This is a genomic window from Mycetocola sp., from assembly GCF_025464835.1.
GTDB lineage: Bacteria > Actinomycetota > Actinomycetes > Actinomycetales > Microbacteriaceae > Mycetocola_A.
This window is the reverse complement of sequence record NZ_JAODMP010000067.1, coordinates 21077-43363: the sequence shown is the minus strand read 5'-3', so window position 1 is coordinate 43363 and position 22287 is coordinate 21077. Positions and strand designations below refer to the sequence as shown.

The 22287-nt window shown below is 65.9% G+C and carries 20 protein-coding genes; 3 read left to right on the top strand and 17 right to left on the bottom strand.

Features of this window, described 5'->3' with window-relative positions:
* The 15 genes from JWP90_RS08330 to JWP90_RS08260 form a co-directional block, all read right to left on the bottom strand.
* Nucleotides 1-507 (bottom strand): cell division protein SepF, encoded by a 507-nt coding sequence (locus JWP90_RS08330; protein WP_297362361.1) that lies wholly within the window; start codon nt 505-507, stop codon nt 1-3.
* 37 nt (nt 508-544) lie between these two features.
* Nucleotides 545-1252: a YggS family pyridoxal phosphate-dependent enzyme gene (locus JWP90_RS08325; protein WP_297362359.1), complete on the bottom strand. Its 708-nt coding sequence runs from the start codon at nt 1250-1252 to the stop codon at nt 545-547.
* A 2-nt stretch (nt 1253-1254) separates the two neighbouring features.
* Complete coding sequence (gene ftsZ / locus JWP90_RS08320; RefSeq protein WP_297362356.1) at nt 1255-2439, bottom strand: cell division protein FtsZ; 1185 nt, start codon at nt 2437-2439, stop codon at nt 1255-1257.
* A gap of 155 nt (nt 2440-2594) precedes the next feature.
* On the bottom strand, nt 2595-3536 hold the full coding sequence (locus tag JWP90_RS08315) for an FtsQ-type POTRA domain-containing protein (RefSeq protein ID WP_297362352.1): 942 nt from the start codon (nt 3534-3536) through the stop codon (nt 2595-2597).
* A gap of 2 nt (nt 3537-3538) precedes the next feature.
* The gene (gene murC, locus JWP90_RS08310) at nt 3539-4936 is read right to left on the bottom strand and encodes a UDP-N-acetylmuramate--L-alanine ligase (RefSeq protein WP_297362349.1); all 1398 of its coding nucleotides are present in this window, start codon (nt 4934-4936) and stop codon (nt 3539-3541) included.
* 66 nt (nt 4937-5002) lie between these two features.
* Nucleotides 5003-6079 carry a glycosyltransferase gene (locus JWP90_RS08305; RefSeq protein WP_297362346.1) on the bottom strand — a complete coding sequence of 359 codons (1077 nt, stop codon included), beginning with the start codon at nt 6077-6079 and terminating at the stop codon, nt 5003-5005.
* Entirely contained in the window at nt 6076-7287 is a 1212-nt protein-coding gene (gene ftsW / locus JWP90_RS08300) for a putative lipid II flippase FtsW (RefSeq protein ID WP_297362343.1), read from the bottom strand. Before ftsW ends, JWP90_RS08305 begins: the two co-directional genes overlap by 4 nt.
* Nucleotides 7256-8773, bottom strand: a complete 1518-nt coding sequence (gene murD / locus JWP90_RS08295) for a UDP-N-acetylmuramoyl-L-alanine--D-glutamate ligase (protein ID WP_297362340.1) — start codon at nt 8771-8773, stop codon at nt 7256-7258. Before murD ends, ftsW begins: the two co-directional genes overlap by 32 nt.
* Nucleotides 8774-8775: 2 nt before the next feature.
* Nucleotides 8776-9870 carry a phospho-N-acetylmuramoyl-pentapeptide-transferase gene (gene mraY, locus JWP90_RS08290; RefSeq protein WP_297362337.1) on the bottom strand — a complete coding sequence of 365 codons (1095 nt, stop codon included), beginning with the start codon at nt 9868-9870 and terminating at the stop codon, nt 8776-8778.
* Entirely contained in the window at nt 9864-11279 is a 1416-nt protein-coding gene (gene murF / locus JWP90_RS08285) for a UDP-N-acetylmuramoyl-tripeptide--D-alanyl-D-alanine ligase (protein WP_297362334.1), read from the bottom strand. The genes mraY and murF overlap by 7 nt, the downstream gene beginning before the upstream one ends.
* Nucleotides 11280-11349: 70 nt before the next feature.
* Nucleotides 11350-13137, bottom strand: coding sequence for a penicillin-binding protein 2 (locus JWP90_RS08280; RefSeq protein ID WP_297362332.1), 1788 nt, complete (start codon nt 13135-13137; stop codon nt 11350-11352).
* Between the two features lie 39 nt (nt 13138-13176).
* Nucleotides 13177-13764: a hypothetical protein gene (locus JWP90_RS08275; protein WP_297362329.1), complete on the bottom strand. Its 588-nt coding sequence runs from the start codon at nt 13762-13764 to the stop codon at nt 13177-13179.
* Nucleotides 13761-14717 carry a 16S rRNA (cytosine(1402)-N(4))-methyltransferase RsmH gene (gene rsmH, locus JWP90_RS08270; RefSeq protein WP_297362326.1) on the bottom strand — a complete coding sequence of 319 codons (957 nt, stop codon included), beginning with the start codon at nt 14715-14717 and terminating at the stop codon, nt 13761-13763. The genes JWP90_RS08275 and rsmH overlap by 4 nt, the downstream gene beginning before the upstream one ends.
* A 104-nt stretch (nt 14718-14821) precedes the next feature.
* A complete protein-coding gene (gene mraZ, locus JWP90_RS08265) occupies nt 14822-15253 on the bottom strand; it encodes a division/cell wall cluster transcriptional repressor MraZ (RefSeq protein ID WP_297362323.1) in 432 nt (143 codons plus the stop codon).
* 283 nt (nt 15254-15536) lie between these two features.
* Nucleotides 15537-15923: a DUF3040 domain-containing protein gene (locus tag JWP90_RS08260; RefSeq protein ID WP_297362320.1), complete on the bottom strand. Its 387-nt coding sequence runs from the start codon at nt 15921-15923 to the stop codon at nt 15537-15539.
* A 77-nt stretch (nt 15924-16000) separates the two neighbouring features.
* On the opposite strand from JWP90_RS08260, the gene JWP90_RS08255 reads away from it, so the two are divergent.
* Nucleotides 16001-17095 carry a polyprenyl synthetase family protein gene (locus JWP90_RS08255; RefSeq protein WP_297362317.1) on the top strand — a complete coding sequence of 365 codons (1095 nt, stop codon included), beginning with the start codon at nt 16001-16003 and terminating at the stop codon, nt 17093-17095.
* 23 nt (nt 17096-17118) lie between these two features.
* Here the strand turns inward: JWP90_RS08255 and JWP90_RS08250 are convergent, their stop codons facing one another.
* Nucleotides 17119-17463, bottom strand: coding sequence for an Rv2175c family DNA-binding protein (locus JWP90_RS08250; protein WP_297362314.1), 345 nt, complete (start codon nt 17461-17463; stop codon nt 17119-17121).
* Between the two features lie 152 nt (nt 17464-17615).
* Here JWP90_RS08250 and JWP90_RS08245 point away from each other — a divergent pair, with 152 nt between their 5' ends.
* Together JWP90_RS08245 and pknB are read left to right on the top strand one after the other, a co-directional pair.
* Nucleotides 17616-18656 (top strand): LysM peptidoglycan-binding domain-containing protein, encoded by a 1041-nt coding sequence (locus JWP90_RS08245; protein WP_297362310.1) that lies wholly within the window; start codon nt 17616-17618, stop codon nt 18654-18656.
* 127 nt (nt 18657-18783) lie between these two features.
* Nucleotides 18784-20727 (top strand): Stk1 family PASTA domain-containing Ser/Thr kinase, encoded by a 1944-nt coding sequence (gene pknB / locus JWP90_RS08240; RefSeq protein WP_297362307.1) that lies wholly within the window; start codon nt 18784-18786, stop codon nt 20725-20727.
* A 207-nt stretch (nt 20728-20934) separates the two neighbouring features.
* Here the strand turns inward: pknB and JWP90_RS08235 are convergent, their stop codons facing one another.
* Nucleotides 20935-22260, bottom strand: a complete 1326-nt coding sequence (locus JWP90_RS08235) for a class II 3-deoxy-7-phosphoheptulonate synthase (RefSeq protein ID WP_297362304.1) — start codon at nt 22258-22260, stop codon at nt 20935-20937.
* Between the last annotated feature and the right edge of the window lie 27 nt (nt 22261-22287).

Here is a 22287-nt window from a genome sequence, read left to right as displayed (position 1 = left end):
TTATGGCTGAGCGAAGAAGGTGGACTCTGCATCGGCGGCTGCGCCGCCGGCATCTCCGAGCACAGCGACGTGTGCCGGGGACAGCAGGAAGACCTTGCTGGTGACCCGTTCGATCTTCCCGTAGAGGCCCTGCGACAGGCCGCTGGCGAAGTCGATGAGCCTCTTGGCGTCGCCTTCGCTCATCTGCGAGAGGTTGATGATGACGGGGACTCCGTCACGGAACGTCTCAGCGATGACCTGTGCGTCGCGGTACTGCTTGGGGTGAACCGTCAGGATCTCATTGAGCTCAACAGGCGCCGCCTGCTTCGTCGCCGTCGGCCGGCGCAGCGGCGTCACAGGCGCACGGTTGTGAACCGCTGCCGGAGGCTGCGTGTTCGCGTTCGACGGGTTGTGCGGGACCGCGGCCGGCGGGGTCGTGGCGGGAGCAGTGGACTGATTCTCCTCGTACTCGAGATCATCGTCTGCGAGGCCAAGGTAGACCATGGTCTTCTTCAGCGGGTTGGACATCGCTACCTCCGTTTGTGCGGTTCCTACTTCTAGAACATTAACCGGGGACGGGCCGGTTACCCGTGATTGCGGTCCCGATGCGAAGGTGTGTCGCACCTTCGGCGATCGCCTCGCGGTAATCGTGGGACATTCCTGCCGAGATCCGGTCGGCATCCGGGGCCAGAGTCGTGACCGTCTCAGACAGCGCCCTGAGTCGCGCGAAAGCCTGCCTCGGCTCTTCGCCGAGCGGCGCGACAGCCATCACACCGAGCAGGCGCAGCGCCGGGGTGTCCAGAACCTGCTGCACGAGGGGCTGCAGCTCGTCTGGCTCGACACCGCCGCGCGCAGGGTCGCGTGTCAGGTTCACCTGCACGAAGCAATCGAGCGGGCGTTTGCTCTGCACGCCGAGCGCCGTGACGAGCGCCGGCCGGTCGATCGAATGCACGACGTCGGCGTATGCGGCCACCTGCCTCGCTTTCTTCGACTGGAGCTGGCCGACGAAATGCCAGGACAGGTCCTGGACCTCAGCGAGTTCCTGAGCCTTTGCCGATGCCTCCTGGTGCCGGTTCTCTCCGAAGTCCCGAACACCGAGCTCGTACAGTTCGCGAACAAGCGCGACCGGGTGGAACTTGGTCACGACGATGGTCGTGATATCGGATGCCTGCCGGCCGGCGGCCGAAGCAGCATCCGCTATCCCCGCCTGGACACGCGCCAGGCGCTCGGCCAGCGAATGCTGGTCGAGCGCCTGGTCGTCGCCGTTCGGCATCGTTACTTGAGGAAGTCGGGGATGTCGAGTTCGTCCTCTTCGGCGAACGCCGGGTCGGCTGACACCGGCGGAGTGGCGAGGGATTGTTCGGTCACCTTCCACGACTGAGCCGTCTCGGTGAGCACCGCGCCGCCGGCAGGCTTGTCGCTTCCGCCGATGGCGGCGGCCGGTGCGCTTACGGCCACGCTGGCGGCGCTGGCCGCTGCTTCACGCACGGACTCGTTCTGACGCGACGGCGGTTCGCCACCGTCGAAGCCCGCGGCGATGACGGTGACCCGTACCTCGTCACCCAGGGTGTCGTCGATGACGGCACCGAAGATGATGTTGGCCTCGGGGTGCACGGCTTCCTGAACGAGCCTGGCGGCGTCGTTGATCTCGAAGATGCCGAGGTTGGAGCCACCCTGGATCGAGAGCAACACTCCGTGGGCGCCTTCGATCGACGCCTCGAGGAGAGGCGACGCGACAGCGAGTTCCGCTGCCTTGATCGCCCTGTCGGCCCCGCGGGACGAACCGATGCCCATGAGCGCGGAACCTGCGCCCTGCATGACGCTCTTGACGTCGGCGAAGTCGAGGTTGATGAGACCGGGTGTCGTGATCAGGTCGGTGATGCCCTGGACACCGGCGAGGAGAACCTGGTCGGCCGTCGAGAACGCTTCGAGCATGCTGATGCCGCGGTCGCTGATCTCGAGCAGCCGGTCGTTCGGGACGACGATGAGGGTGTCGACTTCTTCCTTGAGCTTCGCGACGCCGAGTTCAGCCTGCTGCTGGCGGCGGCGCCCCTCGAAGCCGAACGGTTTGGTGACGACACCGATCGTCAGCGCGCCGATCGACTTGGCGATGCGAGCGACGACGGGGGCACCGCCGGTTCCGGTTCCGCCACCCTCCCCTGCTGTGACGAAGACCATGTCGGCCCCAGCCAGGGCCTCTTCGATCTCTTCGGCGTGGTCTTCAGCGGCACGACGGCCGACCTCGGGGTCAGCTCCCGCGCCGAGTCCTCGGGTGAGCTCACGTCCAACGTCGAGCTTGACGTCGGCGTCGCTCATGAGAAGCGCCTGCGCGTCGGTATTGATGGCGATGAACTCGACGCCGCGAAGGCCGAGCTCAATCATTCGATTGACAGCATTGACGCCGCCGCCGCCAATGCCGACGACCTTGATCACGGCAAGGTAGTTCTGGTTTGTAGTCACGTCCGGCCTCCGGTAGAAACCCTCAACCTCAGGTTAAGGCTTAAAGTTATGCTCAGTATGCATTTCTTGAACCTGACGTTATGCGCGACGACACGCGAACGCGGGATGACGCTCCGCGTGTCGCGAAGTCGGGGAATTTTTCTCGGCGGCCGCGCTCAGCGAACGACGGCGACGTCCGGGGATGTGACGTCGTATTCGGTGAAATCCGGTTGCGCTTTCATGAGCGCGACGAGGGTGTACGCCTTGAACGCTGACTCCTCCGCACTCCCCCACACAACGGTCGTGTCTGAATCCCGCAGGGTGAATCGCACGTCATCCTTGGTGGTCGCCGTGACGGTATCGACGAGCGCGAACACGTCTGCTGGCAACGACCTGAGCACGGCGGCGGCGGGAGCGAAACCCTCGGCCTTCAGCCCGCCGTCGACGGCGATGAGCGGGTACACGCCCGGCCGGGCGGCCGCAGCCTCGACGACCACTCCTGCGGCGTCCACGAGCAGGAATCCGTCGCCGGTGTCGACGGCGCCGACCGGTGTGCGCTCGACCAACCGGATCATGAGGGTGCTCGGCGGGCGGGCCTCAACGGAATAGGACTCGATCAGCGGATAACGAACCAGTGCGGCCTTGATGGCGCTCTCGTCGACCATCGGAAACGGCGAGCCGAGCTGGCTCGAGAGATCGGCGACGATGGCGTCAGAGCTGACCCGCTCCGCCCCCTCGACCTGAATCGTCCTGACCGAGAGGATCGGCGTGTAGGCGAGCAGGCACACGAGCAGCGCCAGTCCGGCGATCCCGCCGAGAACCGACAGCCAGGTCCTGCGCCTGCGCCTGGACCCCGCGGTGAATCGGCGGACTTCCGCGCGTTCGATGCGCCTGCGCTGCTTCTGGGCCTCGCGAAGATCCGGGAACCTCGGCGGCACCGGCTCGGCCGGCGGGCTCGGCTCCTCCTGGGCGACCGGCGTGAAAGGGAGGGGGTCGGCGGGTGCGTCCTCGCCCTGTGGGCGCCCTGGCCGCTCCTGCCCCCCGGGGCGCGACGAGTCCGGCCGGCTCGGCTCGGGATTCGACGGTCGCTGGGGGGTGAACCCTGAGGGCCGTTTCATGGTTAACGCCTGGCAGCAGTGAGCGAGCCGAGCAGCTGGGGCACGATGCGGTAGACGTCGCCACAGCCGAGGGTGATGACATAGTCTCCCGGCCGTGCAATGGAGGCGACGTAGTCGGCGGCTTCCTGCCAGTCGGGGATGAACGCGACCCTGGAGGCATCCTCGAACCGGCCGGTGACCAGTTCACCGGTCACACCGGGCACCGGGTCCTCCCGCGCACCGTAAACGTCGAGGACAACCGTCTGATCGGCGTGGGCTTCGAGCGTCGCAGCGAACTCCCCCGCCATCAGCCGGGTGCGGCTGTACAGGTGCGGCTGGTGGACGGCGATGATGCGCCCGTCGCCGACGACCGTCCGTGCCGCTGAGAGCGCGGCAGCGACTTCGGTGGGGTGATGGGCGTAGTCGTCGAAGACGCTGACTCCATCGACGGTGCCATGGAGCTCAAATCTGCGTTCCGTGCCGCCGAACTCGGAGATGGCGGCGAGCGATTCTGAGGCACCGAAACCGAGACCGACGAGCACGGCGAGAGCCCCCGCAGCGTTGATGGCGTTGTGCCTGCCAGGGACGCGCAGCGTGGTGCCGTTGTCCTGACCTTCGTAGCTCACGATGAACGAGACCGGGCCTTCGTTGCTGATCGAATGCACGCGCACATCGGCGTCCGGCGCTTCGCCGAAGGTGAGCACGCGTTTACCGTCGAGCCTGGCGGCGACCCGCACGGCGCCAGGGTCGTCCGAAGAGATGACGACCAGTTCGGATGCTTTCTGGGCGAAGGTCACGAAGGCGTCGTCGAACGCCTCGAGCGACCCGTAGTGGTCCAGGTGGTCGGCGTCGACGTTGGTGATGAGGGCGACGGCGGTGTCGTAGAACAGGAAAGACCCGTCCGACTCGTCCGCCTCGACGACGAACAGGTCACCTGTGCCCCGTGCGCTTGACACGCCGAGGGACTCGATCACACCGCCGTTGACGAAGCTGGGGCTCTCGGACAGTCCGAGCAGACCGGTCACGATCATGCCGGTCGAAGTGGTCTTGCCGTGTGCGCCGGCGACAGCAACCAGGCGCTGACCGCTGACCAGGGCGGCGAGAGCCTGTGACCGGTGGAGGACCGGGATGCTGCGTTCCTTCGCGAGGACGTACTCCGGATTCGTTGGCCAGAGCGCGCTCGTGACCACAACGGTGTCCGCGTTCCCCAGATTGGCCGCATCGTGGCCGATGCTCACCGTGGCTCCCAGCTCACGGAGAGCCTCGATGTTGGCGGAGTCGCGAACGTCTGAGCCGGTGACGGTGTGCCCGGCGCTGAGGAAGAGCCGGGCGATGCCGCTCATCCCTGATCCCCCGATCCCGACGAAGTGCACGGTTCCGAGCTCGTCCGGAATCTCGGTGGTGAAGTCGGGTTTGATCACGCTGGGTGTTCTCTTTCGGTCCGTGGGCTCTGGGGAAGATTCAGTTATAACGCATCGGGCTGGGCGTCAGCGTCGCACGAGCGCTTCGGAGATGAGGTCGATCATCCGGCTGGACCCCTCAAGGGTCCCCATCAGCCGCGACTGCACAGCCATGTCCTGCACGCGCATCCGGTCGATGAGGAGGGGGACGAGCGACTTCTCGATCCACTCAGGGGTGAAGCGCGCGTCGAGCACGATGACCGCGCCGCCTGCGTTCACGGCGTCGGCAGCGTTGTACCGCTGTTCGCCGTTGCCGACCGGGTACGGGATGTACGCGGCGGGGATGCCGAGGGCCGAGAGTTCCGAGACGGTCGCGGCTCCGGCGCGGGAGACGGCGAAGTCGGCGACGGCCAGGGCAAGGTCCATCTGATCGCAATACGACTGGAGGTGATAATGCTCGGTTCCCGGGTCGCTGAGCTCCGACTTGTCCCCGGCGATGTGCAGGACCTGGTAGCCGGCGTCGACGAGCGTCTGGCGTGCCGCGAAGATCGTCTCGTTGACGCGTCTGGCGCCGAGCGAGCCGCCGGTGACGAGGAGGGTGGGCCTGTCGTCTGCGAGGCCGAAGAGTTCCCTGCCGGCTTTGCGGGCCGCGTCACGGTCGAGACGTTCGATCTCACGGCGCAGCGGCATCCCGACGAACCGCGAGTTCCGCAGCCTGGTGCCGTGGAAGGCGACCCCGACGAACGGGGTGAGCCGGGCGCCGAGGCGGTTTGCGAGACCGGGTTTCGCGTTCGCCTCGTGAACGACGATGGGAATGCCTGCGCGGCGTGCTGCCAGGTAGGCGGGTGCAGCGGCGTAGCCGCCGAAGCCGACGACGACGTCGATGCCGTGCTCGGCGATCATCGACTGGATGCTCCTGACGGCAGCGGCGAATCGCGGCCCGAAGCCGACCGCCTGCCTGGTGATCCGCCGAGGGAACGGCAGCTTCGCGATTGTGAGCAATTCGTAGCCGCGTTCGGGGACGAGGCGCGCTTCGAGCCCTTCCTTCGTGCCGAGGACGTACACCTCGGCGTCCGGTTCGCGCTCGGTCAGGGCGTCTGCGACGGCGAGGAGCGGGTTCACATGGCCGGCTGTTCCGCCGCCGGCGAGGAGGTACGTGGTCACGACCGGAACCTCCCCTCAGGTGCGGGACGCGCAGGCGACGCCTGCTCCCTGGCGAAGGCGAGAACGATGCCGATGGCGGCGAGTGAGGTCAAGAGAGCGGTTCCTCCTGCTGAGATGAATGGGAGGGGGACGCCGAGCACCGGGAGCAGACGGAGGACGACTCCGATGTTCACGAATGCCTGGCCGATGATCCAGACCAGAATGGCGCCGGTGGTGATGCGCACGAACGGGTCCGAGCTTCTGCGAATGATGCGGACGAAACCCACGGCGAGCAGCACGAACATGACCAGGACGACGACGGCGCCGATCAGGCCGAGCTCTTCACCGATGATGGCGAAGATGTAGTCGTTCGACGCCGCGGGCAGCCACGAGTACTTCTCGCGCGAGTTGCCGAGACCGAGGCCGAATACTCCCCCGTTGGCGAGTGCCCATGTGCCGTGCAGCGGCTGCCAGCAGAGGTTCTCGTAGTCGAGGCACTCGTCGTCGAGGAACGTCATGATCCGGGCCATGCGGTTGGGGCTGAGGATCGCCATGACCACGAAGAGGAGAAGTCCGGCGGCGACCGGCACAGCCAGGAACCGGAGTCTGACGTTCGCGAAGAACATGGCGCCGATCACAAGACCGGCCATGATGACCACCGTGCCGAGGTCCTGCCCGGCGAGCACGAGGCCGAGGGCGATCGCCGCGACGGGGAACACCGGGATCAATGCGTGTTTCCAGTTCGACAGCAGCTCCATCTTGCGCCCGAGGATGGCGCCGAGCCAGATCGCGAGGGCGAGTTTGAGCAGTTCTGATGGCTGGCCGTTGATCGGCCCGAGGGCGATCCAGTTGCGGTTACCGCCCCCGTCGAAGCCGAGCGGGGTGAAGACGAGCATCTGGAGGATGAGCCCGGCGGCGAGGACGAGCCAGGCCCAGCGCTTCCAGAAGCTGACCGGGATCCTGCTGATCACAAGCATCAGTGGAATGCCGAGGACCGCGTAAGTCGCCTGCTTCCAGAAGCCGCCGAAGAACCCCTTGTTGTCGAGGAACGAGTCGACGGATGAGGAGGAGAGAACCATGACGAGGCCCACCCCGACGAGGAACAGGGTCGTGCCGAGCACAAGGAGGTAATTGCGGGACTGCGGGGCGAGGGTTCGTCCGAGCAGGATCCGGGCTGAGGAGACGGTGGTGTCGTCGCTACGCGGTGGGCTGGTCGTCGGGGCGCTCATCGGTCAACCCTCCCCATCGTTCCTGCACAGCCTCACTGAATTGTCGGCCCCGTTCGGCGTAATCGGCGAACTGGTCCATGGATGCCGCGGCCGGGGCGAGGAGAACGACGTCACCCGACGCCGCCACCCCCGACGCCAGCTTCACGGCCTCGGTCATTACATCCCCAGTGTCATCCGCCGTCACCTCGAACACCGGGACTTCTGGCGCGTGTCGCTCGAATGCCGTGAGGACGGCTGCACGGTCGACGCCGATCACCACTGCTCCTCGGAGCCGCGCGGCATGGCGGGAGACGAGGTCGCCGACGTCGACGCCCTTGAGCAGCCCGCCGACGATCCACACGACAGACGGGTATGAGCGCAGCGAAGCGTCGGCCGCGTGGGGGTTCGTCGCCTTGGAGTCGTTGATCCAGCCGACCCCGCCCGCGGTGAGCACGAGCTGAATGCGGTGGGCGTCGAGTGAGAAACCGAGAAGCGCCTGCCGGATGATGCCGGGCGGAACACCGAAGGAACGGGCGAGCGCCGCCGCGGCGAGAATGTTCGCGACGATGTGGGGCGCGGCCAGCCCGGCGGCGGCGAGATCGTCGACGGTGGTCAGCTCGAGCGCGGAGGTCAGCCGATCATCGAGGAAGGCCCTGTCGACGAGGATTCCGTCGACGACCCCCAGGTCGCTCGGCCCTGGGACGCCGAGACCGAACCCGATCGCGCGGGCGCCCTCTGAGACATCCGCACGGCGAACCATGTCTTCGGTGACCGGGTCCGCGCGGTTGTAGACGCACGCGACACGGGTGCGCGAGTACACCTCGCTTTTCGCGTCGACGTAAGCCTCGAGCGAGCCGTGCCAGTCGAGGTGGTCGTCCGCGATGTTGAGGCAGACGCTGGAGTACGGAGTGACCTTGTCCTGCCCCGTCTGTCCGGCGAGGTAGTGCAGCTGGTAGCTGGAGAGTTCGACGACGAGGACATCGAAGCCCTGCGGGTCGCGGATGGCGTCGAGAACCGGTACGCCGATGTTGCCACACGGCGCCACGCGCAATCCCGATTCGGCGAGCATTGCCGCCGTCAGCTGAACCGTGGTCGTCTTGCCGTTGGTCCCGGTGACGAGAATCCATTCGGCGGGCGTACCGACCTTGTCGCGTACGCGCCAGGCGAGTTCGACGTCTCCCCACACCGGGATGCCGGCCCCCGCGGCCCACTCCAGCAGCGGGTGGCCGGGTGAGAAGCCGGGCGAGACGACGAGCACCTCCGGCCGGTGGGCGAGCAGTTCCACCGGCGGGGCATCGAGGTCGCTCCTCACCAGCCGGGCACCGATCACATCGAGCAGGCCGGCGCGTGCGTCCTCAGCCCTGGAAGCGACGACGAGGACGTCTGCTCCGAGCTCGGCGAGGGTGTCTGCAACGGAGAAGCCGGTGACGCCGAGGCCGAGTACCCCGACGCGGAGGCCGGTCCACTCGGCGTGCCAGCTGGTGAGGGAGTCCAGTCGGTTGTCCATGGCTATCTCAGGATCCACTCGAGGTAGAAGGTCCCGACTCCGGCGGCGACGAGCAGCCCGCCGACGATCCAGAACCGCACGACGACAGTCACTTCAGCCCAACCCTTGAGCTCGAAGTGGTGGTGGATCGGGCTCATCCGGAAAATCCGCTTGCCCCGTGTGACCTTGAAGTATGCGCGCTGCACGATGACGGAGCCGGTCTCGATGACGAAGAGACCGCCGATGAGGACGAGGAGGAGCTCGGTACGGGTGAGGATGGCCAGAGCGGCGATCGCTCCACCGAGCGCGAGGGAGCCGGTGTCGCCGAGGAAAATCGACGCCGGGGAGGTGTTCCACCACAGGAACCCGATGAGAGCGCCGCAGATCGCCGCCGCGACGATCGCGAGGGCCAGCGGGTCACGTACTTCGTAGCATTTGTATGCCACATCGTCGGCGAGGGCGGAGCCGAAGCAGGACTGGTTGTACTGCCAGAAGCCGATGATGACGTATGACCCGAGCGCGAGGATCGACGCCCCTGTCGCAAGCCCGTCGAGGCCGTCGGTGACGTTGACGCCGTTGGACGCTGCGGTGACGATGAAACTCGTCCACAGCAGGTACAGCGTGACGCCGACCACAGGGCCGAGAATCATGAGGTCGATCGGGAGGTCGCGGGTCAGCGAGATCGCCGTGGAGGCCGGGGTGACGGCATCCGCGCTGGGGAAGTTGATGGCGAGGATGCCGAACGTCACGGCCACGAGAACCTGGCCGAAGATCTTCGCCCAGCCGCCGAGGCCGAGGCTCCGCTGCTTGCGGGTCTTGGTGAAGTCGTCGATGAACCCGACGACGCCGAGGCCCACCATCAGGAACAGCACGAGCAGTGCTGACACACTGATGGAATCGCCGGTGATGAGCATGGCGGTGAAGAACCCGAACAGGGTGGCGGCGATGATGACCAGACCGCCCATCGTCGCGGTGCCACGCTTGGCGTGGTGGGACTTCGGACCGTCGTCGCGGATGAACTGGCCCCACTCCAGCTTCTTGAAGAGTTTGACGAACAGCGGGGTGAGGAACAGCGAGAACGCCATCGCGAGCGCGCCGGCGGTGAGGAGTGCTACCACGAGAACAGTTCTCCTAATCGGTCGCCCAGGAATCGCAATTTGGCAGAGTTCGAGGACTTCACAAGAACCGTGTCCCCCGGGGTGATCTCTGCAGCGAGGTAGTCGTAGGCCGCATCCATATCGCCAAAGTACACGCTCTCGCCATCCCAGGAGCCTTCGTTGATGGCGCTGATGTGCATCCGGCGGGCCTCCTGGCCGACGACGACGAGCCGGGAGATGTTCAGGCGCACCAGTTGCAGCCCGATCCGATCGTGTTCTTCTCCCGAGTACTCACCGAGCTCGCTCATGGCACCGAGCACGGCGATGGTGCGCTTGCCCGGCTCGGAGATCTGGGCAAGAGTTTTGATTGCGGCGGACATGGAGTCAGGGCTTGCGTTGTAGGCGTCGTTGATGATGGTGACGTCATCCCGGCCGCCGAGTACCTCCATGCGCCAGCGTTCGGCCCGCGAAAGAGTCTCGAGCGCGGCAGCGGAACGGGCAAGGGGCACGCCGACGGTGCGAGCGACCGCGATCGCAGCCAGCGCGTTCCAGACGTGGTGCTCGCCGAGGACACGGAGCTGCACGCGCACGGGCTCCTCTCCCGGCACGTGTGCGGTGAAGGCCGTCCCGGTCCGGGAGCCGGAGATGTCGCTTGCGCGGATCTCCGCCGAAGGGTCCTCTCCGAAGCGGAGCACCCGCGCGGAAGTGCGTTCGGCCATCGACGCCACCCTGAAATCGTCGGCGTTCAGAACGGCGACGCCATCTGCGGCAAGGTCGGTGACCATCTCGGTCTTGGCGGCGAGGGTGGCGTCGATGCCGCCGAACCCTCCGGCGTGGGCCAGTCCCACCTTGAGAACGACGCCGATGTCCGGTTTGGCCATCGACACGAGCCGCGCGATGTCGCCGATTCCGCTCGCACCCATCTCGACGATCAGGTAGCGGGTGGATTCGGTGGTGCGGAGCATCGTGGTCGGCGCGCCGACGGAGTTGTTGAACGAACGGATGGGGGCGACGGTCTCACCTTCGGCCGAGAGGATCCTCTCGAGCATGTTCTTCGTTGTGGTTTTACCGTTGGACCCGGTGATACCGATGACCGTGAGGTTCCCGGCGGCGCGAACCCGCTCCACCACGAACCGGGCGAGTTCGCCGAGGGCGGTAACGGCATCCTCAACCACGATCTGGGCCACCGCGCTCTCGAGCGGGTGCTCGACGATGGCGAGGGCAGCCCCGCGGTCGACCGCGGCGTCGACGAACAGATGCCCGTCGGTGTCGTCTCCGCGTTTGGCCACGAACACGCCGCCTGGCACGATCTCACGGGAGTCGGTTTCGACCGGGCCGTCCACGACCGTGTCCTCGGTGGCATCCGTCCCAGCGGCGTGCAGGGTGCCTGAGAGCCGGTGTGCGATCTCGGACAGCGTCAATCGAATCATGTGAGGTATCTTTCCGGCACGCTCGGTATCGTGCAGCCTGCGCGAGCGGGCATCGACTCGCGCCATTGGTTTAGTAGGTTCCCGGGTAGTTCGCACCTGGGGTCGCCGACGGTGGAATTCCGTACTTCTTGATCACCTGAAGGACCGCTTCTTTGAACACGGGTGCTGCCGCCGCTGACGACCGCTTGTACAGCGGGTCTTTCAGGGTGACGGTGACCACGTATTCAGGATCGTCGGCCGGAACCGCGCCTGCCATCGATGAATAGAACGTGTCTTGAAGTATACCGTCGATGATCTGCTCACCCGTCCCGGACTTCGCCGCGACGCGGTAGCCGGGGATCTCGAGCGACGCGGACCAGAAGCCCTCGGTGACGACTGTCTCCATCATGCCGAGTGTTTCCAAGGCTGCCTTCTCGGAAACCACGCGTACCGCTTTCGGCTCCGCAGGGACCTCGGTCACCGTGCCGTCCGGGTAGCTGCATCCCTCGATCAGAGTGAGTGGAAGTCTCTCGCCGAGGTTGGCGATGGCCTGGTAGGCGCCGGCGAGTTCGATGCCGGTGACATCGACTCCCTGCCCGAACATCGTCGTGTAGTACGTCTGGTTGTCCCATTCCTGCCAGGGGTGGAGCACACCCTTCTGCTCGCCGGGGAAGCCGATGGAGCTGCCGTGACCGAAGCCGAACGCGTTGAGGTAGTTGTAGCGTTTTTCGGGGCTGAGCCGCTCGCCGAGTTGGCTTGTGCCGGTGTTGGACGAGGTCTGAAGCACACCGGCGAGCGTCAGCTGCTGGCGCTCGTGCGGGAGAGCGTCCTTGATGCTTGCACCGTTTTTTGGCTTGTACCGGTAGTCCGCGACGACCGGGGATGCCGGCGTGGCTAGTCCGGCGTCGATGAGGGACGCCGCCGTGAGGGGCTTGAAGACCGACCCGGGCTCGAAGCGGTCCTGGAACACCCGTGATCGCCTGTTCTCGGATGCGGTCGATGACACGTCGTTGGGGTCGAGGGATGGGGCTTCGGCGATCGCCCTGATCTTGCCCGTCTTCGCCTCTGTCACCGTGATGGTGCCCCACTTCGCACCCTGCGCCTGGACCTGCGAAGCCACGAGCTGCTGCAGGTACCAGTTGAGGTCACTGTCGATCGTCAGCTTGAGCTCGCCGCCTGGTTCCGGCTGTTTGGTGATCTCCGTCGTCCCCGGAAGCGCCACGTTGTCCTTGCTTCGCTGGAACGCCTGCTGGCCGTTCTGACCGGTCAGACACGTGTCGTATGCCAGCTCGAGACCCCCGAGGCCGGCATTGTCGCTTCCGACATAGCCGACGACGTTCCCGGCAACGGCTCCGTTCGGGTACGTCCGGCCGGAGGTCTGCTGGGTGTAGATCCACCAGGTCCCGCGCTTTTTCAGGTCGATGAGTGCCTGGTATGTGGCGTAGTCGACGCTGCGCGTGAGGAAGGCGAAGTTCGACGACGGATCGTTTGTGAGAGCGTCCTTCACGATCTGTTGCACGACCTCCGGCTTCTGGCCGATGACGGCCGCGACCTCGGCAAGAGCTTCAGCCGCCGGAATGGTGACCGTGTCCCCGTTCTCGTCCTTCCGGCTGATGTCGTCGACATCCTTCGGGGAAATGGTGACGTCGAACAGAGTCACGCTGGCCGCGAGCAGGACGCCGTTGGTGTCGACGATGTTGCCCCGAGGGGCGTAGAGAGTGCCCGCGCCGGATGTCTTCTCGAGTGAGGCGGTGACGAGCTGGTCGGCGCGGACGACCTGGATGTCTACCAGCCGGACGACGAAGGCTCCGACGATGATGACCACGCAGAGAATCGACGCTGCCACTCGACGCCGTGTCGAGACTGAGTGTTTCACCACGTGTTGTCCTTTGAACCGTGCCATCCGGGGATCCGGCGCCTAACGGGTCTGTGGCGCGGGGATGCCATTTTCCAACGATAGAGGCGGGATCGGCTGTGCCGCGTTTGCCACGCCTGTTGCGCTTGCATCGGGGTCGACAGTCGCTCCTGGCACGGTGACGAGCGGCACACCGTCGATGAGCGAGTTGGCCACGAGTGTCGAAGGACCCACGGGGATCTCGGTCTCCTCCATCGCCGCGGCCGGCACGCCGATGACAGCGGCGTCGGAGAGCCGGAGGTACGCGGGAGTGCCGTTGATCACCATGCCGAGCGCCTGGGCGTTCGCCGCGATGAACTGCGGTGAAGACACTTCGAGCAGGTCGTTGGAGGCGGACTGCTGCTGCCAGCTGAGCGTCTGCTGCTGTTGCTGCAACGCTGAGATCTCGTATGCGCCGTGGCTGAGTCCGACGCTGAGAAGGAGCTGCACCACCACCATCGCCAGGACACCGCCGATGGCGACAACGGCGTATGCGAGCTTCGGCTTGGGGCGCTGGGCCGCGGCCGGGACGGCCCGAACCGGCCGTGGTGCTGTCTCTTGAGGGGAGGGAGCGAACGCCCTACGGGGGACGCTGACTGCTGTTGCGCTCATGGGTTCCTCATCTTCAGTCGTTCAGCCGCACGCAACCGGACGGGGGTCGCGCGTGGGTTCTCTGCTTTTTCGGCGTCTGTGGCGAGCTCCGCTCCCCGGACGAGGAGCTTGAAGCGCGGGGAATGCTCGGGAAGTTCGACGGGAAGCCCGGGCGGCGAGGTCGATGCGGCTGCCGCCTGGAGGTCGCGTTTGACGATGCGGTCCTCGAGCGACTGGTAGGAGAGGACGACGATCCGCCCGCCCACTTCGAGCGTTTCGAGGGCAGCGGGGATCGCTGCCCGGAGGACGCTCAATTCGGTGTTCACTTCGATACGCAGGGCCTGGAAGACTCGCTTGGCCGGATGCCCTGCGCGCGCAACCGCAGCGGGGGTGGCATCCTGCAGCAGCTGGACCAGTCGACCAGAACGGGTGATCGGCTCGACGGCGCGAGCCTCGACGATTTTCCGCGCATAGCGGCCGGCGAGCTTCTCTTCGCCGTAGTCCTCGAAGATGCGGCGCAGGTCGCCCTCGCGGTATGTGGCGAGGATGTGGGCCGCGGTCAGTTCACTGGTGGCATCCATACGCATGTCGAGCGGGGCGTCCTGGGAGTACGAGAAACCTCGCTCGACGCGGTCGAGCTGGAGCGAGGAGACGCCCAGGTCGAAGAGGACGCCGCTGGCGTGCGCGATCCCGAGGGAGTCGAGCGCTTCTCGGATGCCGTCGTAGACGGTGTGCACCGGGTGGAACCGCGTGGAGAAGCGTTTCAGTCGTTCTTCGGCGATGGCAAGGGCGTCGAGGTCGCGGTCAAGGCCGACGAGGGTCAGTTCAGGGAACCGCTCGAGGATCGCTTCAGCGTGACCGCCCATGCCGAGGGTCGCGTCGACGAGCACGGCGCCCGGCTTGCTGATCGCGGGGGCCAGGAGCTCGATGCAGCGTTCGAGCAGCACTGGGGTGTGGATGTTGTTCAATTCCATGGATCTGTCCGGAGCGCCCCTGGAGCCTGATCCCCATCCATTCCGACCTGGCACCGGGGAAGTGTGTCAGGGCGCGTGAACGGCTGGGAGTCAGGTTTCAGGGACTAGAAGAGTCCGGGGATCACCTCCTCGGCGGTATCGGAAAATGCTGCTTCCTGTTCGGCCAGGTAGGCCTCCCAGGCTTCGGTGTCCCAGATCTCGGCGCGGCTTCCCGCCCCGATCACGGTGAGATCGCGGCTGAGACCGGCGTAGTTGCGGAGCGTGGATGGCACGGTGACACGGTGTTGCTTGTCAGGCGTCTCTGCACTGGCGCCGGAGAGGAACACACGGAGGTAGTCACGGGCCTGCTTGCTGGTCACGGGCGCCTGGCGGATCTTCTCGTGGAGGGACTCGAACTCGCGGGTGCTGAAGACGTAGACGCAGTGCTCCTGGCCGCGGGTCATGACCACTCCCCCGGCGAGTTCGTCGCGGAACTTCGCGGGGAGGATGATGCGGCCTTTCTCGTCGAGCTTCGGGGCGTAGGTGCCAAGAAACATCGCTGCGCCCCCCTTTCGCTCCGGCCATCTCAGGTTTGCTCCACTTTACTCCACTTCGCACCACAAAGTCACGGAAAGCGTGATATTGGCGCGGTGAACGTCCTTGCGAGGCCCGGATCTACGCGGCGCTTTAGGGTGGAGGGAATGGGAGCAGTTTTGCGGTCACCGGGAGGAATTGGCCGCTGCTGGCGAAGGGAACCGTCGTCCGGGGCGCATCAGGGCGCAAAAAAAGGGCCGACCTGCCGGTCGGCCCTGTACTGAGGGAAGGAAGTGGAGGAACCGCTTAGCGGTCGTCCTGGCGCTTGTCCCAGCGCTCGTTCATACGGTCCATGAATGTGGTCGAGCCCTTCGGGCGGTTGCCCGCCGAGGCGGATGCGAATCCGCCCTTGTCACTCGACTCCTGCGCGCCTGCCTTGCCTGGACTGATGGCCACCAGAACGCCGGCGAGCATCATGCCGAAACCGAGGATGCCGACGAGCGGCTGCTGCAGGACGACACCGAGCACGAGAGCGGCGGCACCCACAATGGTGATGACGCTTCCGAGCGCGATACTTCGATAGGTGGGGCGACCACGCCGATCTCCGACGGTCGACACGAAGTCGGCGTCGTTCCGGTAGAGGTTGCGCTCCATCTCATCAAGAAGCCGTTGCTCCTGTTCAGACAGTGGCATGATGTTCCCTCCAACTCGGGTGCGACACAGGTCCATCGGGTCAATTCTAGCCATGGTCAGATCGCTAGGCTAGCGCTGTGAGTGAAACTGCCAACCTGCACGATCTGGTCCAGTCGCGAATCGACTCTTTCCTGCGGTCGCGTGAACCCATTCTCGCTCAAGTGGGCGCTGATCTTGCGCCGTTTTCTGCCTTCTCTCGGGAGTTTCTCAGCGGTGGCAAACGCTTCAGAGCGAGCTTCTGCTACTGGGGCTGGAACAGTGTCCCGCGGGCGTCGGCGAACCCGTCCGACGACCTCGAGGCAGTGGTGTCTGTGGCCGGTGCTCTCGAGATCTTCCACGCTGCCGCGCTCATTCACGACGACCTCATCGACAACTCAGACACACGCCGTGGTGCGCCGGCCGCGCACCGGCGGTTCGAGTCCCTTCACCGGAATTCCGGCTGGGAAGGCGATGGTGATCCGTACGGCCGCGCCGCCGCGATCCTCCTCGGTGACCTGCTGCTCGGCTGGAGCGACGAACTCCTCGACGAGGGCCTGGCCTTTCTCCCGCAGGCGTCCCGGCTGGCGGCGAGGGCGGAGTTCGTCAGGATGCGCACCGAAGTCACCGCCGGGCAGTACCTCGACATCCTCGAAGAGAGCGCGTGGCGTTCTCACCCGGAAGCGGAACAGCTCGCCAGGGCGGAACAGGTGCTGACCTATAAGTCGGCGAAGTACAGCGTCGAAAGCCCACTTGTGATCGGTGCACTGCTCGCGGGTGGATCGGAACGGCAGGTGGCGGCGCTGCGGGCTTTCGGGCTCCCCCTCGGTATCGCCTTCCAGCTGCGCGATGACCTGCTCGGCGTCTTCGGAGACGCCGATGTCACGGGAAAGCCGAGCGGCGACGATCTTCTCGAAGGGAAGCGCACGGTGCTCGTGGCACTGGCCAGGACGGCGCTGCCGCCGACGGCCAGGCGCATCTTCGACGAACTCCTCGGAGACGCCGGTCTCACCGCCGATCAGGTCTCATCGCTCCAGGCGACGATCCGGGAATCGGGGGCCGTCGAGAAGGTGGAATCGATGATCTCCGAGAATGTCGGTCGCGCTACCGAGGCACTGCACGGTGCGGCCCTGAGCGAAAACGCGACGGCCCGGTTGCTCTCGCTCGCGGAAGCCGTGACTCGCCGAAGCCACTGAGAGGCGGACGACGCGCGCTGCGGTCAGGCCAGCGCCTGGGCGACCCTGCGTACCTCGGCCTTGCGGCCGGCTCGGAGTGCATCGATCGGCGCGGCACCGAGGCTCTCCTCGGTACTGAGCATCCACTCCATCGCTTCATCGTCGGTGAACCGGGCGTCTGCCAGCACGAACAGGGTGCCTCTCAGTTCGCTGAGCGGCAGATCCTCCTCGCCGAGGAAAGCGGCCGGGACGCTCAGCACCCCGTTGCGCTTGATCGCGAGGAGCTGTCGTTCTTCGATCAGCCGGCGGATCCTGCTCGGCGTGAGGTTGAGTTTCTCAACGAGGTCGGGAATTGTCAGCCACTGTCGGTCTTCATACACATCTGTCACCGTATGAGTGTGACAGATCAGCCCGCCCCGGCGGAGCCTTCGTCATGTTTCGAGCAGGTTACGCCGAACCACAAGGGTCACTTTGGTTGACTCCGGGCACAGGGGTGTGGGAGCGTGGGGGCCATTGACACACGAATGGGGGCCATATTTTCATGGCGCAACGACCAGCGACACCGCGGACAGCAGCCGACCCGCGCCAGCGGGCACGCAATCTCACGCTTCCGATCCTTCTGACCGGATCACTGGCTGCCAGCATCCACGTTTCGATGCCGGCAGAAGCCGCCGCTGCCCCGCTGGGTGCCCCGCGTTCGAGTGCGCCGAGCCCTGCACCGCTCCCCCAGGCGATCGTTCCGGTCGCTGTACAGGCGCCGCCAGCCCAATACACGGTGGCCTCAGGTGACACGGTCAGTTCGATTGCTTCCACTTTCGGTATCGCCACAGCGTCCCTGCTCGCCCTCAACGGGCTCGGCTGGTCGAGCCTCATCTTCCCGGGCCAGGTACTCAAACTCACCGGGGCGACCGCGACATCCGCACCGCAGGCAGCACCGGCCTCGTCATCGAGTCACACCGTGGCCTCAGGGGACACCGTCAGCGGCATCGCCGCAGCCAACGGGGTGAGCATCGCCGCTCTCCTGGCCGCGAACAACCTCAGCGCCTCGAGCATCATCTACCCCGGCCAGTCCCTTCTCGTTCCGGCGCCCGGCGCAGCCAGGGCATCCGTTCCTGCCGCGACCGCCGCTCCGAGCCCGAAACCCTCGCCAGGAGCGACCCCGGGCGCGGTGACGCCGCTGAGCGAGGAGATGGCGGCGAACGCGCGCATCATCATCTCGACGGCGCGATCCCTCGGCGCAAGTGACAAGGCCATCGTCGTCACCCTCGCGTCCGCCGCGCAGGAGTCAAGCCTCCGCAACGTCCGGTTCGGAGACCGGGACTCGCTCGGACTCTTCCAACAGCGACCGAGCCAGGGCTGGGGAACACCGGCACAGCTTCTGGACCCGGTGCGGGCGACAAAGGCGTTTCTCGGTGGCTCAGCGAACCCGAACCCCGGCCTGACCCGCGGGCTTTTCGACATACCGGGGTGGACGTCGATGTCACTCACCGAGGCGGCGCAAGCGGTCCAGAAGTCTGCCCACCCGGCTGCCTACGCGAAGTGGGAGACATCCGCGCGGGCATGGCTCAGCCAGCTGGACTGACCTCGACGCGTCCCCAGGGCCGCGATCGGTCTCTTTCCTCACAATCCGGTCACAAATTTGCGGCCATTGCGGTCGCCTGCGGTGTTTTGCCAGCGTGCACTGCAACTGGCTCCATAGACTTCAGACCGTGACAACCAGCCAGCGGACCGACCCCATGATCGGTCGTCTCATCGACGACCGCTATGAGGTGCGATCGCGGATCGCCCGCGGCGGGATGGCAACCGTGTACCTCGCGACGGACCAGCGCCTCGAACGCCGCGTCGCAATCAAGGTGATGCACGGGCACCTTGCCGACGACAGCAACTTCCGCAACCGGTTCGTGCAGGAGGCCAGGTCAGCCGCACGCCTCGCGGATCCGCACGTTGTCAGCGTATTCGACCAGGGGCAGGACTCCGACCTCGCCTACCTCGTCATGGAATACCTGCCAGGGATCACCCTGCGCGATCTTCTCCGCGACCACGGCAAGCTGACCCCACGCCAGGTCGTCGACATCATGGACGCGGTGACGAGCGGGCTCGCGGCGGCGCATCGTGCGGGGATCATCCACCGCGACCTGAAACCCGAAAACGTGCTGCTCGCTGACGACGGCCGGATCAAGATCAGCGACTTCGGCCTTGCCCGCGCCGCCAGCGCGAACACGGCGACCGGACAGTCTCTGCTCGGCACCATCGCCTATCTCTCCCCTGAGCTCGTGACCCGCGGCATCGCAGACGCTCGAAGCGACATCTACGCGCTCGGCATCATGATGTACGAGATGCTCACCGGCGAACAGCCGTACAAGGGTGAGCAGCCGATGCAGATCGCGTACCAGCACGCGAACGAATCAGTACCGCGGCCGAGTGTGGTCAATCCGTCTGTTCCCGATCCGCTCGACGACCTCGTCCTGTGGGCGACCGAGCGGTCCCCTGACGAACGCCCGAGCGACGCGCGTGAATTGCTCGAACGCCTCAGGGAAGTCGAAAAACAGCTCGGCTTCGGGGCCGCCACGTCCGCACACAGCCCCACCATGCTGATGCCGGCCGCTGTGCCGATCAGCGACACCGCTGAATTCACGCAGGCGCTGACCTCGGCGAACATGGCAACCGACCCGGTGGCGCCCGCCGACGCGACATCCTCCCTCCGCGCGACGACCGCTCGTCGCCGCCGGAAGGGATGGTGGATCCTTGCGCTCGTTCTGCTGCTCGCCGTCGCATCCGGCGGCACGGGATGGTACTTCGGCGCTGGTCCCGGTTCCCAGGTCGTTCTTCCCAGCCTCATCAACTCGACGCCGGAGGATGCCAAGGCGACGCTCACCGAGCTCGGCCTGCAGTTCGAGCAGGGCGAGGAGTACAGCTTCGACGTGGCCGCCGGTCTCGTGTCCAGTACAGTCCCGGCTCCTGGCAGCCAGATCGACCGTGACGCCACGATCACCCTCAACGTCTCGCTCGGCCGCCAGAGCGTCGACGTGCCCGCCCTCACCGGGATGGCGCAGAAGGACGTGGAAACGTTCCTCTCAGACAACCGGCTCACTCTCGGCACGGTGGATCAGCAGTTCCATGACGAGGTCGCACCGGGGGCTGTCATCGCCGCAGTCGACCCGGCGACCGAGACCGACTATTCCGGCGGCGGAACCATCCCCCAGGGCGAGACCCTCAACCTGGCCGTCTCGGTCGGCGAGATACCGAATGTCGTCGGTCTGAGCCCGGACGCGGCGCGTACTGCGTTCAAGGAGAGCGGCCTTGTCGTATCCGACGATGTCACCCAGAGATTCAGTGACGACATCGACAAGGGCCTCGTCCTCTCCGCAACCCTCCCGGAGGGCATCGTGCGTCCGAATGACACCGTGAGTCTCGTCGTATCCAAGGGCGTCGACCTTGTAGCGGTGCCGGACGTCGTCGGCCACAACGTGGCAGCAGCGAAGAAGGCTCTCGAAGACGCCGGGTTCACCGTGAAGGTCGTCAGCGACATCGCCGAACCCAACTGGGGAAGCCCGTTGCTCAGCGTCGATTCCACCGACCCCGTGGCCGGGAAGAGTCTCCGGCGGGGCTCGACGGTAACGATCACGGCCTACCTGTTCGAGGAAGCTCCCTGAGCCGGCCGTCCGGCATCTGCGCTCCCGTATCCGCCACTCCACATTTCAGGAGATCCGAGCCGACACGCCGTGTGGTCGCGCTCACAGCGCGGCGTGTCGGTAAACCCTCCTGAATATGAGGGCGTCTCACGAATTTGAGGTGCGGCCATCGGGGTGCACGACGAAGGCGCCGGAGCGGGAGCCCCGGCGCCTTCGTCGTGTTGAGTGCTACTTGCCGAGTTCCTCGGCGACGAGGAACGCCAGCTCGAGGGACTGCTTGTGATTCAGGCGGGGGTCGCAGAGCGACTCGTAACGGGTGGCGAGTGACGCCTCGTCCAGCCGTTCAGACCCGCCCAGGCATTCGGTGACGTCATCGCCGGTCAACTCGACGTGGATGCCGCCAGGGTGCGTCCCGACAGCGCGGTGCGACTCGAAGAATCCCTTGACCTCGTCAACGACGTCATCGAACCGTCTGGTCTTGTATCCGTTGGGCGTCGTGATGCCGTTGCCGTGCATCGGGTCCGTCACCCAGAGCGGGTTGGCGTCAGCCGATTTGATGGCCTCGAGAAGCGGCGGGAGGGCATCCCGGATCGTCCCTGCGCCCATCCGGGTGATGAACGTGAGCCGCCCCGGTTCGCGGTTCGGGTCGAGCTTGTCGATGAGCTCCTGCATCGCCTGGGGTGTCGTCGACGGGCCGAGCTTCACACCGATCGGGTTGCGCACCCGGGACAGGAAGTCGACGTGAGCGCCGTCGAGGTCGCGCGTGCGTTCACCGATCCAGATGAAGTGCGCCGACGTGTTGTACGGCGTACCTGTGCGCGAGTCGATCCGCGTCATCGGGCGTTCGTAGTCCATCAGGAGGCCTTCGTGCGCCGTGTAGAACTCGACGCGCTTGAGTTCGTCGAAGTCGGCACCCGCCGCCTCCATGAACCGGATTGCCTTGTCGATCTGTCCGGCCAGCTGCTCGTAACGGTGGTTGGCAGGGTTCGACGCGAAACCCTTGTTCCAGCTGTGCACCTGGCGCAGGTCAGCGAAACCGCCCTGCGTGAACGCGCGGATCAGGTTGAGTGTCGACGCAGCCGTGTGGTACCCCTGCACCAGCCGGCTCGGGTCAGCACGGCGCGACTCGGGGGTGAAATCATAGCCGTTCACGATGTCACCGCGGTATGCGGGCAGGGTGACGTCGCCGCGCGTTTCGGTGTCGCTCGAGCGTGGTTTGGCGAACTGCCCAGCCATCCTGCCCATCTTGATGACAGGCATGGAGGCGCCGTAGGTCAGGACGACGGCCATCTGGAGGATCGTCTTGACCCGGTTGCGGATCTGGTCAGCCGTCGCGCCGGCGAACGTCTCGGCACAGTCTCCGCCCTGGAGCAGGAAGGCCTCGCCGCTCGCAGCGCGAGCGAGACGCTCCCGGAGGATGTCCACTTCACCGGCGAACACGAGCGGGGGGAATGAAGCGATCTGAGCAGACGCGCGGCCGACGGCATCCGTATCGGGCCATTCGGGCTGCTGCTTGATCGGCAGTTCGCGCCAATAGTCCAAACCGGAAATCACAGAGTCATCTGCCAACACCACCGGATC

Bases quoted from the DNA above. Each gene is read 5' to 3' on its own strand.
- ftsW (WP_297362343.1), bottom strand. From the start codon at position 7,287: ATGAGCGCCCCGACGACCAGCCCACCGCGTAGCGACGACACCACCGTC.
- JWP90_RS08245 (WP_297362310.1), top strand. From the start codon at position 17,616: ATGGCGCAACGACCAGCGACACCGCGGACAGCAGCCGACCCGCGCCAG.
- JWP90_RS08325 (WP_297362359.1), bottom strand. From the start codon at position 1,252: ATGCCGAACGGCGACGACCAGGCGCTCGACCAGCATTCGCTGGCCGAG.
- murF (WP_297362334.1), bottom strand. From the start codon at position 11,279: ATGATTCGATTGACGCTGTCCGAGATCGCACACCGGCTCTCAGGCACC.
- JWP90_RS08260 (WP_297362320.1), bottom strand. From the start codon at position 15,923: ATGCCACTGTCTGAACAGGAGCAACGGCTTCTTGATGAGATGGAGCGC.
- JWP90_RS08275 (WP_297362329.1), bottom strand. From the start codon at position 13,764: ATGAGCGCAACAGCAGTCAGCGTCCCCCGTAGGGCGTTCGCTCCCTCC.
- murD (WP_297362340.1), bottom strand. From the start codon at position 8,773: ATGGACAACCGACTGGACTCCCTCACCAGCTGGCACGCCGAGTGGACC.
- JWP90_RS08330 (WP_297362361.1), bottom strand. From the start codon at position 507: ATGTCCAACCCGCTGAAGAAGACCATGGTCTACCTTGGCCTCGCAGAC.
- mraZ (WP_297362323.1), bottom strand. From the start codon at position 15,253: ATGTTTCTTGGCACCTACGCCCCGAAGCTCGACGAGAAAGGCCGCATC.
- JWP90_RS08315 (WP_297362352.1), bottom strand. From the start codon at position 3,536: ATGAAACGGCCCTCAGGGTTCACCCCCCAGCGACCGTCGAATCCCGAG.
- rsmH (WP_297362326.1), bottom strand. From the start codon at position 14,717: ATGGAATTGAACAACATCCACACCCCAGTGCTGCTCGAACGCTGCATC.